This is a genomic window from Pleomorphomonas diazotrophica, from assembly GCF_002844595.1.
Lineage (GTDB): Bacteria > Pseudomonadota > Alphaproteobacteria > Rhizobiales > Pleomorphomonadaceae > Pleomorphomonas > Pleomorphomonas diazotrophica.
In genome coordinates, this window is sequence record NZ_PJNW01000003.1 from 1 (window position 1) to 15,187 (window position 15,187).

Consider the following 15,187-nt stretch of genomic DNA (forward strand, 5'->3'; position numbering starts at 1 on the left):
GGCGGCTTTGCCGCCGCCGCCGCGACAGTCGCGGTGATGATGGTGACCTTGGCGGTCGGATTTGTGGCCTTTGCCGCGCATATCGCGCTGGCCCGCCATTATGAGCCGGAAGTTGCCGCGCTGATCGTTGCCGGTTCGCTGTTCCTGCTCGCCCTGATCGCGCTTCTCGTCGCGCGGCAGGTGCTCAAGAGGGCGCAACGGGAACTGAGGTCGGCCGTTGCGTCCAGCGCAGCAGTCGCCTTCGTTCCGACGGCAGCCTCCATGGCAGCACGGCATACCCGGCTGGCCGCTGTCGTCGGTGTGGCAAGCATCGGCTTCTGGCTGGCGCGCAACACTCTGCGTCGCTGAACGACCGGCAGCAAAGGCTCAGGCGTCTGGAAACTCAATGCAGACGCGCGTGCCGGGGCTGGTCTGGGAATAGGAGATTTCGGCATCGAGATTGCGCGCCATGGCGCGCAAAACCTTCGAGCCGATTCCCGTCCCTTGGGCCGGACCTGTACCATCCCAACCGATGCCGTCGTCCTCGACGCATACCAGCAGTCGCCCCCCCTCCAGCCTGCGGGAATGGACGCGGATTTCTCCACTGGCGTCTGGTGAGTAGGCATATTTGAAGGCGTTGGTTACCAGCTCTCCGACCATGACGCCAAGCGTTACCGCCTTGTCTGTAGGCAGAGAAATGGGGATGAGATTCGTCTTGACCATGCGATGGGCGCCGTTGCCCGTCAGTGACGCTGACAGTTCTCCAACCAGATGGGTCAGATAGGCGCCGATATCGACCTCGCCGATATTGTCGGAAGTGTAGAGATGGCGGTGAACGCCGGCGACCGCTGAAATGCGGCTTTGCGTCTCTTCGAGTGCGTGGCGGGCATGAGGATCGCTGACGGCAGCGGCCTGCATCCGAACCATGGCGGCAACCAGGCCAAGCGAGTTGGCCACCCGGTGGTTGACCTCCTTCAGCAGCATTTCCGCGCGGTCGCGCGCCTCGCGGATCAGTTGCTGGTCGCGTGCCCTTGCGGTTTTCAGCCGCCAGCGCTCGAAAGCCTGCTCAAGGGAGGCGATCAGGAGGTCGAAGAACTCCGGCGACGCGTCCTTGATCACATAATCGTCTGCGCCCTGCTTGAGGGCTTCGACGGCCAGCCGGGCATCCATCGATCCGGTGACGTAGACCACTGGCGGACGAGCGCTGCGAGGCCCTATGCGGGCGAGGATATCCAGCCCGGTCTCGGCGGCGAGCGTATGATCGAGGGCGATGACGCCGATACCGCCCTCGGCGATGAGCTTCAGCGCCTCGTTACCGGTCGTGACGTGAACCGTCTCATGCCCGCGTCGGGCCAGAGCCTTGCGGACCAGAGCAGCGAGGGCGACGTCGTCCTCGACATGCAAGACCCGGATAGGCTCCTTGAGATCGGTTCCATAGGGCATTCAATCCAGCTCCGGAATCTGCATCACCGACAGGAAGAGGCCGAGCTGACGGATGGCGTTGGCGAAGCTTTCGTAATTCAGCGGCTTGGTGATGTAAACATTGGCGCCGAGATCATAGCAGCGCTGGATCTCGCGCGCGTCGTCGGTTGTCGTGAGGACGATCACCGGGGTGCGCCGCGTGTGTTCGTTGGCCTTGAGGCGCGCCAGAATGTCGATGCCGGTCATATCCGGAAGGTTGAGGTCGAGCAGCACGAGCGACGGCCGGCCGATGGCAACCAGCCCCGATCCATCCGATCCCAACAGGTAGTTGATGGCGCTGGTGCCGTTCCGAAAGGAGATGATCTCGTTGGTGACACCGGCGCGACGAATGTTCTTCTCGATGAGGCGGGCATGCCCTTCGTCATCCTCGATCATGATGATCGCCACGGGCTTGGGTTCCTTGCTCACGTTTCGTTTCTCCCCATACGCAATACCAGATCACGGGCGATCGTCACGATGAAGGTCGTCCCATTTTCTCCGTCACTTCTGACCGAGACGTCGCCACCCAGGCGACGGCTTAACATGCGGGTGTGCGCAAGACCGATGCCGTCTCCGGGCTTGTCCTGTGCGCCGGCGCGTCGAAACAGTTCGAAGATGCGCTCGAAATCGGCTTCGGCGATTCCCCGGCCATTGTCCTCGACCTCGAACACGGCCGCTCCGCGCTCCAGCCGACCGCGAACGGTGATTTGTCCCGGGCGGCCATCCTTCAGATATTTGGTCGCATTGTCGAGAAGGTTCGTGAAGATTTGCTGCAAGGCCGAACGGTCGGACACGACGTCGGGCAGGCGCCCCTCGATGCGCACCTCGGCCCCCGCTTCCGCGAACCGCTGACGAATGGAATCGATGCACTCAGAGACGAGGCTCTGCATGTCCAGCGGCATCGGCTCAAGCACACGACGACCGGCGCGCGACAGCTTCAGGATCTCATTGATGAGACCATCCATGCGTTTCATCGACGAGCGGATGAAACCGAGCGCTTCGGGAATGTCCTCGTCAACGGCAAGAAGCGCGTCGGCGCGATCGGGGTCATCGTCATCACCTACTTTACGGACATAGGCGGTCAGGCGCTCGGTAGCTGTCTCCAACTCGGATGTGAAGCCCATGATGTTGACGAGCGGCGCCCTGAGGTCGTGACTGACGATATAGGCATAGCGTTGCAACTCGTCGTTGGTTCGCATGACCGCCTCGGTGCGCTCGCGCACACGCGACTCGAGTTCCTGATTGATTTCAATGAGCTCTTCCCGGGCTTCGCCGATCTGCCTGATATGACGAGTTATGACCATGGCGGCACCGGCCGTCAGCACGACGATCATCGCCACACCGAGGCTGATCATCGTTCTGAGCATGGCGGCGGTGTCCCGCATGGCGGCGGCACGGGCGATGCGAACCGACGCCGCGATCTCGCGAATGACGGCGCCTTTCTCTCGAACCCGATCCATCAATGCGCGGCCGCTCTCCATGGCCGCGACGAGTTCTGCCTTATCGAAGTTTCCGGCCCGGTATCTGGCGAGATTGCTGCTGATCAGATCCATTCTCTGCCGGCCAAGCGCAACCAGCTCGTCCACAGGTTCGGGGGCTATCGCCTTGCCCTCGCCCACCTCAGCCGCCCTCAGCCCGAGGTCGGAGGAATCTTCGGCGAACTCCGACAGGGCCGACTCATAAGGCCCCAAATAGGCCGCATCGCCGGTGATGATGAAGCCGCGCTGGGCCGTTTCGGCATCGGCGAGATCGGAGATGAACTCCAGCACAAGACGGTCAACGCGCGCTGCCCGCAGCGATTCAGTGCCGTGCAACTGCGACCGTGATGAGAAAATGAAGGCGGCCGAGACGATCATCAACAAGACGACCGCCCCGCCCGCCAGAAGCAGAAGACTGTAGCCGACGACCCGACCTCCACCGAATCTCAGCATTTACCGACTTCCCCCCGCTCGCGCAGAAATAGCCGAGGCATACTGCCTGCGAACCGGGAAACTACAAGTACCATCCTGTTGATCGCTCCTTCGCAATGTACGAGCCTGCCGGGCTGCACCGTCAGGCTTGGAGCAGTTGGAAGACGAAGCTCACCACGAACAGGATCAGGAACAGCCCGAACAGCACCCTGGCAATACCAGCAGAGGCAGCTGCGATACCTGAAAAACCGAAGACGGCGGCGATCAGAGCCACGACAAGAAAGATGAGAGACCAGTAAAGCATGGCGAATGACTCCATCTGATGCGCTTTCGGATGGAACAACGCTGGATCGCCTGGTCGGTTCCGGTCAACTGTTCGTTCCGTTGGGTCACCATAGGAAAAAGCGTTCTTAGCGGCATTCGGAACCGGCGTGACATTGGCACGTTGTAATGATCGAAGCCCGTCACCCGGAACCGATCCCCGAAGGGCATTTCATCTCATCTCAGCAATGGAGCAGGCACCATGCGAAGCATCCTTCTCTGGTTTCTCGGCGTTCCGATCCCGATCATCATCCTGATCGCCCTTCTCTACCGCTGATGTCGACACCCGGATCGGACGCCGCGCCGCTCCCGACGACAGACACCACGCCGCCGGTCCTCCCGAGGGGACCGGCGGTTTCGTGATAACGGCATCCCGGCCAACCAGGGTGAAGAAACCAATGAGGCTCTTTTCCTGCGACAACTGCGGCAACACGGTCCATTTCGACAATGGAGCCTGCGTGGCCTGCAACAGGCGCCTCGGCTATGTTCCGGACCGTTCGCGCATGACGGCTCTGGAAGCATCCGAAAATGGTTGGTTCTCCGGTGCCCTCGGCAAGGAATTCGTCTTCTGTGCCAATGCCGACGTCGCGGCCTGCAACTGGTTGCTGCCATCTGACCAGGCGGGACAGCTTTGTCCGGCCTGTCGGCACAACCGGACAATTCCCGCCCTGACCGACGACACGACGATCGACGCCTTTCGGCGGGTCGTATCGGCCGAGCGCCATCTTTTCTATTCGCTGATCGCCTGGCGCCTTCCCGCGCCCGACAAGACCGAAGACGCCGAAGCCGGGCTCGCCTTCGACTTCCTTGCCGACGAGGTCGGGCCGGACGGAACCGTCAAGCCCGTCATGACCGGACATGCCGACGGCGTCATCACGCTCGCCATCGCCGAGGCGGACGACGCAGCCCGCGAGGAGCGCCGCGTCAGCCTTGGCGAACCCTATCGGACGCTGCTAGGCCATTTCAGGCATGAGATCGGCCACTATTACTGGGATCGGCTGGTCCGCGACGGCGGCCGTCTAGAGGCCTTCCGCGCGCTGTTCGGCGACGAACGGCAGGACTATGCCGAGGCGCTCGCAAGGAACTATCGCGACGGACCGCCCGCCGACTGGCAGAGCCGGTTCGTCAGTTCCTACGCAGCCTGCCATCCCTGGGAGGATTTCGCGGAGACCTTTGCCCACTACGTCCACATGGTCGATGCCCTGGAAACGGCCCACGCCCTGGGGCTGGTGGTGTCGCCGCGCGTCGCCGCTCCAGAACAGCTCGACCTGAGCGTCGATTTCTCGCCCTACAGACAGCGCGACTTCTCGGCGCTCGCCACGGCCTGGCCGCCGCTCACCGTGGCGGTCAACGAGATCAACCGCTCGCTCGGCCAGAGGGACTTCTACCCCTTCATTCTTTCCGCGGAGGTTCTGTCCAAGCTGGAATTCGTTCACGCCCTTGTCGGAGCGCGCGGCGCCTGACCACTTGCGGGTGGGCGAATGGTCACGAAAAAGCCCGGCTCCCTAGGGAACCGGGCTATGAGCGATGACCCGAAGACACCGACATCATCCTCCGGTCTTCCGACCACGGGCCGAACGACGCGGCACGATTTCGGCGGCGGGAACGCCGCGCCCACCGGCCGAGAGGGCGGCGACAAGCAAGATCACGGCGGCAATCAGCGGCGCCAGAGCCAGAAACTGAGCGGCCAGAGTCGTCACGACGGGAGCGGACTGTTCAACGAGGGCAAGGGCGGGCATGGCTTGATCCTCTTTTTGCACCGACCGGAAGCGTGAGCTGGGCGGGCGGTACCGTTTGCGGCTGGGACCGTAACGGTCCGGTTGACGCGGGTTACTTTCCTTCGACCGATACGCCGTTTTCGCCAATCGAGATCTCGACACCGTCCGGCTGCTTCTTCTCTTCATAGAGCTGATAACCAAGCACGCCGACACCTGCGGCAAGAAGAACGACGACGGCGACAAGCATCTGACGACTCATGGCGTCTCCCCAACTTGGATGCTGGGCCGAAATGGCCCGGCGTACCGAACGAAGTCCGGCAATGAACCGGCCTTCGTGAGGAAAACACCTCCAGCGATCGGTTGGTTCCCTTTGGCTCGAAATATTCGCGGTGTTTCCCGTCACATCTTCGACGTCCGGGCTGACCTGAGACTGACCGGCGCGACATGCCGGCTGGCTGTTGCACCGAACGTGAAAAGCCCCGGCGCTCCTCTCTGGAGCGCCGGGGCCTGCTTTTGTCAAAGCTTGCGGTGTCGTCAGGCGAGCACGGGTGCCACCGGCCGTTTCGGACGGAAGATGACGAACAGCACCAGGGCCCAATAGCCGACGAAGACGAGGAGTTCCATCAGGTTGGGGGTCGCCCGGTAGCCGGTCAGGGCCGAGATGAAGCCGCCGGTGGCATCGCCATCGGAGAGCAGCCAGCCGCTGTCCCAAAGGCGGCGCGACAGGCGCGGCAGTATTTCAAGGTCGATCAGGCCGTCGATGCCGGTCATCAGCAAGGCGCAGGCGAGGAACAGCAGCATGATCTCCGTAATCCTGAAGAACAGGCGCCAGGAGAGGAGGCGGCTGCCGGCCTGCAGAAGGCCGTAGCTCAGAAGCGCCAGGGCAAAGCCGAACAGGCCAGCGCCCACGCCGGAGACGAGATCGCCGGCGGCGCCCGACGACAGGATGCCGTAGAGGAAGATCACCGTCTCGCTGCCCTCGCGGGCAACGGCGACCAGCGCCAGCACGAAAACGCCCCACCAGGAGCGACGGATGACGGCGATGGAGAGCTGCGCTTCCAAGTCGCGCTTCATCGACCGGCCGTGCTTGCGCATCCAGAAGACCATCTGGAGGATGAGAACGGCGGCGATCAGCACCATGCCCGTGGTGTAGGCGAGCTGAGCCTCCTCGGAGATGGCATCGCCCAGCCGGACCAGCAGCGCGGCGAGAAGGCCGGCAAAGGCCAGACCGGCGGCGACCCCGCCCCACAGGTAGAGGCGGGCGCGGCCGGTATCGCGCGTCTCCGCACGCAGCCATGCATCGAGAATGCCGATGACCAGCAGCGCTTCGACGCTTTCACGCCAGACCACGAAGGCGATGGAGCCGAACATTGAACCAAACCTCGTCTTGACCCGTTACGCCCGTCCGTTCACTTCGCGACCAGGACAGCGGGTGGCGCCTCCGGATGGAAGTCGTCGAAGAAGGAATACTCGCCCGGATCGAGATACTTGATGACCATGGACGTGGTGACACCCGGCCCGATCACCTTTTCCTTGCGAAGCGGCACGCTTTCAAATTCGGCCGGCGTCTTGCCGAGATTGACCAGTTGCAGCTCGAAGCGGGTGTCGGCCGGCACTTCGATGCGACTCGGCGTCATGGTGCCGTCGTTGAACTCGATGCGGAACACCGGGTCGTCCTCGGCGGCGGCCGGAGTAGCCGCCGCGAGAACCACGAGCAGGCAGCCGGCGGTCTGACAAAGCCGCCGCCGGTGCGTCGTGTTGAGAAGAGGCTCAGTAGCCACCCTTTTTCCCCGTACCAGCATAGGTGAACTCGTACTTAGCCTCGAAGGGCTCGAACCAGGGCGCAACGCCGGTTTCCTTGTCGACATGACGGCCGAACATCGCCATGTGGCCGCTGCCGGAAGGCGGCGCGATCTTGTAGGTGAGCTGATAGACGCCGGGGCCGTCGAGCTTGACGTTGTCGCCGTAATGCGGGCCGTCGGATGCGACCATGCCCATGAACGGACCCTTGGCAACCGTCTTGCCATCCTTGGTCAGTTCATAGGTGATCTCCAGGTAGGGCACCCAGTCGCCATTGGCAAAACCGTTGACGTTGTCCTTGGTGGCGTGGATGTCGGCCTCAAGGTGGACATCGGCCTTATCAGCGGCCAGCATCATTCCGGCCGGCTCCATCTCGATCGGCTGAAGATAGACCGCGGCTACCTCCATGCCGCCGCCGAACTGCGGCTCACCAATCGGATACTCGAGCGCAAAGGCGCTCGTTGCGAAACCAAAGGCCGCCGAGGCCAGAGCCAGTCCAGTCAGGATGCGCATTCTTATCGTCCCAGTTGCTAATGATTGTCATTAGTATTGGCTTTAGAAGCGAGAGGTCAATCATGGGGAAACCCCTGACGGATAATAGAAATGTTCTAAACTTTTGACGCGGCGGAGGTTTTGCCTGGCCGGATTCTCGGGCGCGTGAGGGAAACCACCAGCTTGATCCGCTAATGCAAGTGCGAGCAATTAGCAGTCGTGCGTGTTTCGCGGACGGGCGAAGCGCGCAGTCAGGATGTCGGTGTCGGAGGGACACGTAATGAACAGGCTTGCCCGCGGCGAAGATTTCGTCGGCCCGGCCGCGAAAATCATGATCGAAGCCGGTGGCGTTGACTCACGCAGTTCCTTCACGCGCAAGGCCGAGACGCTGTTCGTCCAATGGCGGCGGCATTTCGGCTGGATCCAAGTGCTGATGTTCGGCGTGTTCCTGGTGGTGATCGGCCTGCCGGTGCTGCTGCCCGACCCGCCCGCCGAAAGCGGCATTCTCTCCAATCCGACCCTGTTCCTGCGCTATCTCCTGTGGGGTATCTGGTTTCCGCTGGTCTTTCTGTCGGTGATAGTGCTTGGCCGCCTGTGGTGCGGCACGCTCTGCCCGATGGGTGCCGCCTCCGAGCTCGCCAACAAGTATGGCCTGCAGCGCGCCATTCCCGGCTGGATCAAGTGGGAGGGTACCCCTGCCCTCAGCTTCATCATCATGACGCTCTATGGACAGACCATCGGCGTGCGCGACCATCCGGAAGCGGCGGCCGGCCTGTTCGGCGGCACCATGCTGCTCGCCATCGCCATCGGCGGCCTCTACGGCCGCAACAAGCGCGTCTGGTGTCGCCACCTCTGCCCGATCGGTCGCGTGCTGGGCCTCTACTCCCGGCTTGGCGCCGTGCAGTTCACGCCCAAGATCCGCCTGAGCGGCGGCGACGCCTATACCGAGCGCGGCGCCTGCCCGACCATGATCGATCTGCCGCGCAAGGTCGAAAGCCGCCATTGCATCGAGTGCTTCCGCTGCGTCAACCCGAAGGCGGCCGGCAGCATACGGCTGGACCTGCGCCGGCCCGGCGTCGAAGTGGAGGAGATCCGCGACCATCGCGCCAACCCGGCCGAGGCCTGGTTCCTGTTCCTCGACACCGGCGTGGCGCTCGGCGGGTTCCTCTGGCTGGTGCTGCCGCAGTATCAAGCGATGCGCCAAGGCCTCGGCGTCTGGGCGATCCAGAACCACATCGATTGGATCACCCGCATCGGTCCGTCCTGGCTGATGAGCGTGCACCCGGCGCGGGCCGAAACCTTCCTGTGGCTCGACTTCATCATGATCGTCGGCTTCATGCTCGGCACCATGGCCTTGCTCACCGCCGTTCTCGCCAGCCTGACGGCCTTGGGTGCGGCGATCGCCCGCCGGCTCGGTGCCGACGGCGGCTTCGGTCAGGTCTTCACGGAACTCGGCTACCAATATGCGCCGGTGGCGCTCATGAGCCTCATCATCGGTCTCGGCGCCGAGCTGCTGATGCCCCTCAGCGACACGTTCGTCGGCATGGAAGGCGTGCATATCATCCGCGGCGGCCTGTTCCTGATCGGCGTCGTCTGGAGCATCTGGCTCGGCGACCGCATTTTGCGGCGCCAGGGATTGGCTCTGGGCAAGCGCTGGATACCGCTCCTTCCCGGCATCGCCGGCAGCCTGTTCGTCGGCTTCGGCTGGTGGCCGGCCATCTTCGGACTTTAGGCACCGTCAACGACAAACTTTCCAGTCATCGCTAATGACGCGGGCGATCAGAAACGATTGCCCGCGAAATATTTCCCTTTCCTTTCAAGCATACGACGTCAGTTCTTTTCCAGCTTGCGACAATTGTATATCCGGTTACCATTCATCTCCAGCATGACGTTGACTTAGCGGAGGGCGGGAAACTATTGATCCCGTTCACGACTGTCGTTCGACGATTTGTTCCGAAACATTTTGATACGGAACTTATGGCTGGAGCCAAAACATGCGCGCTATCGGAAGACTTGGCGGCGTAGTGCTTGTTCTGACCCTCATTGCCGCCTGCCAGCCGAGCGGTCCGTCGGGGCCGCCGCCGGCCGGAAAGGCAGAGGTCGGCTACGTGTCGCTCCAGCCGACATCAGTACCGCATACCATGGAGCTGCCGGGCCGCGTCATCGCCTTGGCCACGGCGGAAATTCGACCACAGGTGTCCGGCATCGTCCGTAAAATCGCGTTCAAGGAAGGCGGCGTCATCGAGGCCGGCGACGTGCTCTACGAACTTGACGACGCCAAGTTCAAGGCGGCATATGCCGCCGCCTCTGCCGCCGTCAAGAAAGCCGAGGCGGCCACCGCCGGTGCACAAACGGCCTACGATCGCAATGCCAAACTGGCCGAAAGCAACGCTGTCGCCGCTCAGACCGTCGATGATTCCCGTTCGACGCTGCTGCAGGCCCAGGCCTCCGAGGAGGCGGCGCGGGCCGACCTGGAGACAGCGCGCATCAATCTTGAGAATGCCACCATCCGTGCACCGATCGGCGGTGTTATCGGCGTGTCCGCGGTCAGCGTCGGCGCACTGGTCACCGAGAACCAGACCGATGCGCTCGCCACCATCCGCCAGATCGACCCGATCAACGTCGACCTCGTCGACTCCAGCGCCAACCTCCTGCGCATCCGCGACGAGGTCAACAGTGGGCGTCTGGGACGCGGAAGCGGCAATCCACCGGCCGTCACGCTCACGCTCGAGAACGGCAAGCCCTACGGCACGGCCGGCTCCGTCTCTCTGACCGAGATGGTGGTGAGCGAAACCACCGGCACCTTCACGCTCCGCGCCACGTTCCCCAACAGTCAGCGCGTGCTCCTGCCGGGCATGTTCGTCCAGGCAAGCGTCGATCTCGGCTCGCTCAACGATGCCTTCCTGGTGCCACAGCGGGCCGTGACGCGCAGCGACGACGGCGTCGCCACCGTCTACGTAGTATCTCAGGACAACAAGGCCGAGACCAGGCGCATCACCACCGCCGGAACGTCCGGCAACAACTGGATCGTGACCGACGGACTTTCAGCGGGCGACCGATTGATCGTCGACGGCTTTCAGAAGTTTTCGGCGGGCGCTGAGGTCGTGCCCGTCGAGGCGACCATCGACGACGATGGCGTGGTCGAACAGGATCTGACGGCGGGGAGCGGCAAATGACGTTCTCCTCACCCCGCAACGCGCTCGCCAGCTTCTTCATTGCCCGGCCGGTGTTCGCCATCGTCCTGGCCATCTCCACGCTGCTCGCCGGCGTCATGGGCATCTATTCGCTGTCGATCTCGCAATATCCCGATATCGCGCCGGTGACGGTGCGCGTCAACGCGACCTACACGGGCGCCACCGCCGAGGCGGTCGAAAACTCGGTCACCAAGAAGATCGAAAGCGCCATGACCGGTCTCGATGGCCTGCTCTACATGGCATCCTCTTCGAGCACCGGCTCCGCCTCGATCGAGCTCACCTTTTCCAACGGCACCGACCCGGAGTTGGCCCAGGTGGAGGTGCAGAACAAGCTGTCGCGTGTCGAGTCCCAGTTGCCGGATGCGGTGCAGGACGCCGGCGTCCGCGTCAACCGGTCGCCGTCCGGCATCCTGATGATCGGCAACATCATCTCCCGTGACGGACGCTACAGCTCCGACGAGTTGTCGGACATCATGTCCAGTCAGATCGAGGATCGCATCGAAAGGCTGGAAGGCGTCGGCGGCGTGCAATCCTTCGGTTCGAGCTATGCCATGCGGATCTGGCTCGATCCGGCGGCCATGCTCAAATACCAGTTGGTGCCGAGCGACGTGACGACCGCCATCAAGGCGCAGAACGCCCAGGTGGCCGCCGGTTCGATCGGCGCGACGCCGGTGGTCAAGGGCCAGCAGCTCAAGGCCACCATCATTGCCCAGTCGCAGATGACTTCGGTCGACGAGTTCAAGCGCATCAGCCTGAAGACCGCCGCCGACGGCTCGGTTGTGCGCCTGTCGGACGTGGCCCGCGTCGAAATCGGCCTTGAAAGCTACGGTCAGAACTCGAGCTTCGATGGACTGCCATCTGCCGGCTTCGGCGTGCAGCTCGCCTCCGGTGCCAATGCCATCACCACGGCCAATCTCGTTCACACCGAACTCGATAGCCTGAAGGCTTCCCTGCCCGATGGCGTGGAGATCGCCTATTCCTACGAAACAACGCCTTTCGTCGAGCTCTCCATCGAGAAGGTGGTGGAGACGCTGATCGAGGCGATCGTCCTGGTGTTCCTGGTGCTGCTGCTGTTCCTGCAGAACATTCGCGCCACGCTGATCCCGATGATCGCCGTGCCGGTGGTGCTGCTCGGAACCTTCGGCGTGCTCGCGGCGCTCGGCTACTCGATCAACATGCTGACCATGTTCGCCATGGTGCTGGCCATCGGCCTCCTCGTCGACGACGCCATCGTCGTGGTCGAGAATGTCGAGCGCATCATGCGCGACGAGAAGCTGCCGGCGCGCGAGGCGACCGAAAAGTCGATGGGTGAGATCACCGGCGCGTTGATCGGCATCGCCCTGGTGCTGACCGCCGTGTTCATCCCGATGGCCTTCTTCTCCGGCTCGGTCGGCGTCATCTACAGGCAGTTCTCGGTGACGATCGCCAGCGCCATGCTGCTCTCGGTTCTGGTCGCCGTCATCCTGACCCCAGCCCTTTGCGCGCTCATGCTCAAGCCGAGCCACGAGGGACCGCTTCACCGGTGGCTCGGCTGGTTCGATCGCATCTTCGAGCGGTTGACGAACGGCTATTCCCGCATGGTCGGCCGGGTTGTGTTGCGGCCCATACGGATGTTCGCCGTCTTCCTCGCGCTGGTTGCCGGGTCCTACGGGCTCTACAGCGCGCTGCCGACCTCCTTCCTGCCGGAAGAAGACCAGGGCGTCCTGATGACCATGATCACCCTGCCGGCCGGCGCCAACGCCGCCCGCACCCAGGCAGTGATCGACAAGGTGCAGGACTATTATCTCACCGAGGAGAAAGACGCGGTCCAGAGCGTGTTCATGACGCTTGGCTTCAGTATCTCGGGCAGCGGCGAGAACACCGCCATGGGTTTCGTTCGCCTGAAGGACTTCGATCAGCGAACCGACAGCCGCCTCGCCGCCAGCGCCGTCGCCGCCCGCGCATCGGCACATTTTCGGAAGATCCGGGATGCCGAGGTGTTCGTGCTGGCGCCACCGGCCATCCAGGGCCTCGGCCAGACCAGCGGCTTCTCGATGTATCTCCAGGACAGCGGCAACGAGGGGCGCGAGGCACTCAGCGCAGCGGCCAACGAAATGGCCGACAAGGCGGCCACCAGCGCTTCTATCACCAATCTGCGCGGCAACACCCGCACGCTGGAATCCCAGCTCAAGATCAACATCGACAGGAACAAGGCCGGGGCGCTCGGCGTCGAGCTGTCCGGCATCAACAGCCTGATTACCACCGTCTTTTCCGGTTCCGACGTCAACGACTTCATCTACCAGGGCGAAATCAAGTCGGTCATGGTGCAAGGCGATACGCCCTTCCGCATGCAGCCCGGCGATATCGATCGTTGGTATGCAAAGAACGACAGCGGCGAAATGGTGCCGTTTTCCGCCTTCGCCAGCACCGAGTGGGTGAAAGGCTCGCCTTCGCTTGACCGGTTCAACGGCATCGCGGCCGTTGCCCTCGATGGAACAGCGGCCAGCGGCGTCAGTTCTGGCAATGCGATGACGGCAGCCGAGGCGCTGGTGGCCGATCTCGACGGCGGCTACTCGGCGGCTTGGTCGGGCCTTTCCTATCAGGAACGCCTGGCCGGTTCGCAGGAAATGCTGCTCTACGCCGTGTCCCTGATCGTCGTCTTTCTGTGCCTCGCCGCGCTCTATGAAAGCTGGGCCATTCCCTTCTCGGTACTCTTGGCGGTGCCGGTCGGCGTGTTCGGCGCGCTCGCCTTCGCCAAGCTGTTCGGCCAATCGAACGACGTCTACTTCAAGGTAGGTCTGCTCACCACCATAGGACTCACTGCCAAGAACGCCATCCTCATCGTCGAGTTTGCCAAGGACCTGATGGAACGCGGCAGCACGGCGGTCGAAGCGGTCATTGAGGCGGCGCGCCTGCGTCTCAGACCGATCGTCATGACGTCGCTTGCCTTCGTGCTGGGCGTGACGCCACTTGCCCGTGCCACCGGTGCCGGTTCGGCGGCGCAGAACGCCATCGGAATCGGCGTGATGGGCGGCATGATCTCGGCAACGCTGCTCGGCGTGTTCTTCGTGCCGCTGCTGTTCGTGACCATCCAACGGCTCACGGCCAGACGGCGGGAACCACGGAGTAGCGCCGCAGAGGCATGACATCATCCCCGCGATGGAGAATGAGCAAACACGGTCAGCCGGGACGAGGCGCGCAAACCGCGTGCGGCAAAGCCGCGCTCGCGCGGCATATCGTTCCGGTGACCGGCGGAAAAAGGAAAACCCAGCCCTGATGATCCCTTCCGATATTGGCTAGCCTTTTCAGGTACCGGCGCCGCCGGTGCGTGGCAGCCATCCGAGAGGAGACCATGTCCGAAGGGCGAATGCCAGGCAGACAAGCCACCATCGGTAGTTTGCAGCTCTCGCGGGTCGGGCTCGGCACGGCGGCCTTTACCTTGGACGGAAGCCAGGTGGACGCTGTCGTCCGGCGCGCTCTTGACCTTGGCATCAACTGGATCGACACCGACATTATCTTCGACCGCGGAGAGGTCGAGCGCCGCATAGGCGACAATCTCACCGCCTTGCCGGCCGGGGACCGCCCAGCCGTGGCGGTGGCAGTCGGCTTCGATTGGGACGGCCGCTCCCGACAGGCACAGTTGCGCCCTACCCTGGAGCCGCGCCGCCTGCGTCGGCAGCTCGAACGATCGCTCTCTCGACTTCGCATCGAAACCGCCGACCTCGTCAAGCTTCACGTTGGGGTTCCTTCCGACGCATCGTTCGAGGATGCCTGGTCGATGCTGCTCGACCTCAGGCAGAGCGGCGTCGTGCGCAGCCTGGGGCTGATCGCGCCCGACAGCGCCCATCTTGAGCGCGCCGAACGGATCGGCACCTGCGACTCCCTCCATGTGGAGATGTCGTTGCTCGATCGCCGCGTCAGCGACGGCGAGTTGCTGGGGCGGCGGCAGCCGACGCCGGCGGTCATCGCCAGCCACAGCGCCGCGAGCACCGAGTTGACGGTTGCGGACCGGTCGGACGACGACGCCTTGCAACGCATGCGGCTGCTTCTCAGAACCATTGCCACACGCCGACGGGCGAGCCCGGCTGCCGTTGCCGCCGCCTGGAGCCTGAGCTGGCCGGGAGTGGCCGCGGTGGCCGTCAGCGTTCGCAGCCCGGAGGACCTGTCTGCCGTCGCGAAGGCGGCGGACATCGAGCTTTCGGTGCGCGATCTCTCAGATATCGGCAAGCTGCTGCCGGCGCTCGGCAGCGGGAGAGGGCCGGTGCATCCGCGCCGAACCGCCGACGCGGCCTGAGCCTTTCCGGCAGACGTCGCACTCGCTCTGCAAGACATG

The 15,187-nt window shown here is 63.4% G+C and carries 14 protein-coding genes and 1 pseudogene; 6 read left to right on the forward strand and 9 right to left on the reverse strand.

Features of this window, described 5'->3' with window-relative positions:
• A pseudogene (locus CXZ10_RS21480) lies at positions 1 to 348 on the forward strand (hypothetical protein); the annotation flags it as partial.
• A gap of 18 nt (positions 349 to 366) precedes the next feature.
• On the opposite strand, the gene CXZ10_RS06805 reads toward CXZ10_RS21480, so the two are convergent.
• The 4 genes from CXZ10_RS06805 to CXZ10_RS06820 all read right to left on the reverse strand — a co-directional run bounded on the left by CXZ10_RS06805 (position 367) and on the right by CXZ10_RS06820 (position 3,654).
• The gene (locus CXZ10_RS06805) at positions 367 to 1,422 is read right to left on the reverse strand and encodes a sensor histidine kinase (protein WP_101288396.1); all 1,056 of its coding nucleotides are present in this window, start codon (positions 1,420 to 1,422) and stop codon (positions 367 to 369) included.
• Positions 1,423 to 1,836 (reverse strand): response regulator, encoded by a 414-nt coding sequence (locus CXZ10_RS06810; RefSeq protein ID WP_180335899.1) that lies wholly within the window; start codon positions 1,834 to 1,836, stop codon positions 1,423 to 1,425. It abuts the gene before it with no gap.
• A 29-nt stretch (positions 1,837 to 1,865) separates the two neighbouring features.
• Positions 1,866 to 3,371, reverse strand: coding sequence for a sensor histidine kinase (locus tag CXZ10_RS06815; RefSeq protein WP_101288398.1), 1,506 nt, complete (start codon positions 3,369 to 3,371; stop codon positions 1,866 to 1,868).
• Between the two features lie 121 nt (positions 3,372 to 3,492).
• Positions 3,493 to 3,654, reverse strand: coding sequence for a DUF1328 domain-containing protein (locus CXZ10_RS06820; RefSeq protein WP_101288497.1), 162 nt, complete (start codon positions 3,652 to 3,654; stop codon positions 3,493 to 3,495).
• A gap of 415 nt (positions 3,655 to 4,069) precedes the next feature.
• Between CXZ10_RS06820 and CXZ10_RS06825 the strand changes: the two genes are divergently transcribed.
• Positions 4,070 to 5,134 carry a zinc-binding metallopeptidase family protein gene (locus CXZ10_RS06825; protein WP_101288399.1) on the forward strand — a complete coding sequence of 355 codons (1,065 nt, stop codon included), beginning with the start codon at positions 4,070 to 4,072 and terminating at the stop codon, positions 5,132 to 5,134.
• An 84-nt stretch (positions 5,135 to 5,218) separates the two neighbouring features.
• On the opposite strand, the gene CXZ10_RS06830 is transcribed toward CXZ10_RS06825, so the two are convergent.
• The 5 genes from CXZ10_RS06830 to CXZ10_RS06845 all read right to left on the reverse strand — a co-directional run bounded on the left by CXZ10_RS06830 (position 5,219) and on the right by CXZ10_RS06845 (position 7,702).
• The gene (locus CXZ10_RS06830; protein WP_101288400.1) at positions 5,219 to 5,410 is read right to left on the reverse strand and encodes a hypothetical protein; all 192 of its coding nucleotides are present in this window, start codon (positions 5,408 to 5,410) and stop codon (positions 5,219 to 5,221) included.
• Between the two features lie 91 nt (positions 5,411 to 5,501).
• Positions 5,502 to 5,648 carry a hypothetical protein gene (locus CXZ10_RS21485; RefSeq protein WP_180335893.1) on the reverse strand — a complete coding sequence of 49 codons (147 nt, stop codon included), beginning with the start codon at positions 5,646 to 5,648 and terminating at the stop codon, positions 5,502 to 5,504.
• Positions 5,649 to 5,923: 275 nt separating this feature from the next.
• A complete protein-coding gene (locus CXZ10_RS06835; protein ID WP_101288401.1) occupies positions 5,924 to 6,760 on the reverse strand; it encodes an FTR1 family iron permease in 837 nt (278 codons plus the stop codon).
• 38 nt (positions 6,761 to 6,798) lie between these two features.
• Positions 6,799 to 7,107, reverse strand: coding sequence for a cupredoxin domain-containing protein (locus CXZ10_RS06840; protein ID WP_244617152.1), 309 nt, complete (start codon positions 7,105 to 7,107; stop codon positions 6,799 to 6,801).
• Between the two features lie 52 nt (positions 7,108 to 7,159).
• Positions 7,160 to 7,702, reverse strand: coding sequence for an iron transporter (locus tag CXZ10_RS06845; RefSeq protein WP_101288403.1), 543 nt, complete (start codon positions 7,700 to 7,702; stop codon positions 7,160 to 7,162).
• A gap of 259 nt (positions 7,703 to 7,961) precedes the next feature.
• Here CXZ10_RS06845 and CXZ10_RS06850 point away from each other — a divergent pair, with 259 nt between their 5' ends.
• From CXZ10_RS06850 to CXZ10_RS06865, 4 genes are all read left to right on the forward strand, one after another.
• The gene (locus tag CXZ10_RS06850; RefSeq protein ID WP_210199862.1) at positions 7,962 to 9,413 is read left to right on the forward strand and encodes a 4Fe-4S binding protein; all 1,452 of its coding nucleotides are present in this window, start codon (positions 7,962 to 7,964) and stop codon (positions 9,411 to 9,413) included.
• A gap of 262 nt (positions 9,414 to 9,675) precedes the next feature.
• Positions 9,676 to 10,857, forward strand: coding sequence for an efflux RND transporter periplasmic adaptor subunit (locus CXZ10_RS06855; protein ID WP_101288404.1), 1,182 nt, complete (start codon positions 9,676 to 9,678; stop codon positions 10,855 to 10,857).
• Positions 10,854 to 14,000 carry an efflux RND transporter permease subunit gene (locus CXZ10_RS06860; protein WP_101288405.1) on the forward strand — a complete coding sequence of 1,049 codons (3,147 nt, stop codon included), beginning with the start codon at positions 10,854 to 10,856 and terminating at the stop codon, positions 13,998 to 14,000. The genes CXZ10_RS06855 and CXZ10_RS06860 overlap by 4 nt, the downstream gene beginning before the upstream one ends.
• A 221-nt stretch (positions 14,001 to 14,221) precedes the next feature.
• A complete protein-coding gene (locus tag CXZ10_RS06865; RefSeq protein ID WP_180335894.1) occupies positions 14,222 to 15,148 on the forward strand; it encodes an aldo/keto reductase in 927 nt (308 codons plus the stop codon).
• Positions 15,149 to 15,187: the final 39 nt, after the last annotated feature.

What these genes read in the sequence shown, in the direction of transcription:
- CXZ10_RS06805 (WP_101288396.1), bottom strand. Translation starts at nt 1,422, where the DNA reads ATGCCCTATGGAACCGATCTCAAGGAGCCTATCCGGGTCTTGCATGTC.
- CXZ10_RS06810 (WP_180335899.1), bottom strand. Translation starts at nt 1,836, where the DNA reads ATGATCGAGGATGACGAAGGGCATGCCCGCCTCATCGAGAAGAACATT.
- CXZ10_RS06815 (WP_101288398.1), bottom strand. Translation starts at nt 3,371, where the DNA reads ATGCTGAGATTCGGTGGAGGTCGGGTCGTCGGCTACAGTCTTCTGCTT.
- CXZ10_RS06820 (WP_101288497.1), bottom strand. Translation starts at nt 3,654, where the DNA reads ATGCTTTACTGGTCTCTCATCTTTCTTGTCGTGGCTCTGATCGCCGCC.
- CXZ10_RS06825 (WP_101288399.1), top strand. Translation starts at nt 4,070, where the DNA reads ATGAGGCTCTTTTCCTGCGACAACTGCGGCAACACGGTCCATTTCGAC.
- CXZ10_RS06830 (WP_101288400.1), bottom strand. Translation starts at nt 5,410, where the DNA reads ATGCCCGCCCTTGCCCTCGTTGAACAGTCCGCTCCCGTCGTGACGACT.
- CXZ10_RS21485 (WP_180335893.1), bottom strand. Translation starts at nt 5,648, where the DNA reads ATGAGTCGTCAGATGCTTGTCGCCGTCGTCGTTCTTCTTGCCGCAGGT.
- CXZ10_RS06835 (WP_101288401.1), bottom strand. Translation starts at nt 6,760, where the DNA reads ATGTTCGGCTCCATCGCCTTCGTGGTCTGGCGTGAAAGCGTCGAAGCG.
- CXZ10_RS06845 (WP_101288403.1), bottom strand. Translation starts at nt 7,702, where the DNA reads ATGCGCATCCTGACTGGACTGGCTCTGGCCTCGGCGGCCTTTGGTTTC.
- CXZ10_RS06850 (WP_210199862.1), top strand. Translation starts at nt 7,962, where the DNA reads ATGAACAGGCTTGCCCGCGGCGAAGATTTCGTCGGCCCGGCCGCGAAA.
- CXZ10_RS06855 (WP_101288404.1), top strand. Translation starts at nt 9,676, where the DNA reads ATGCGCGCTATCGGAAGACTTGGCGGCGTAGTGCTTGTTCTGACCCTC.
- CXZ10_RS06860 (WP_101288405.1), top strand. Translation starts at nt 10,854, where the DNA reads ATGACGTTCTCCTCACCCCGCAACGCGCTCGCCAGCTTCTTCATTGCC.
- CXZ10_RS06865 (WP_180335894.1), top strand. Translation starts at nt 14,222, where the DNA reads ATGCCAGGCAGACAAGCCACCATCGGTAGTTTGCAGCTCTCGCGGGTC.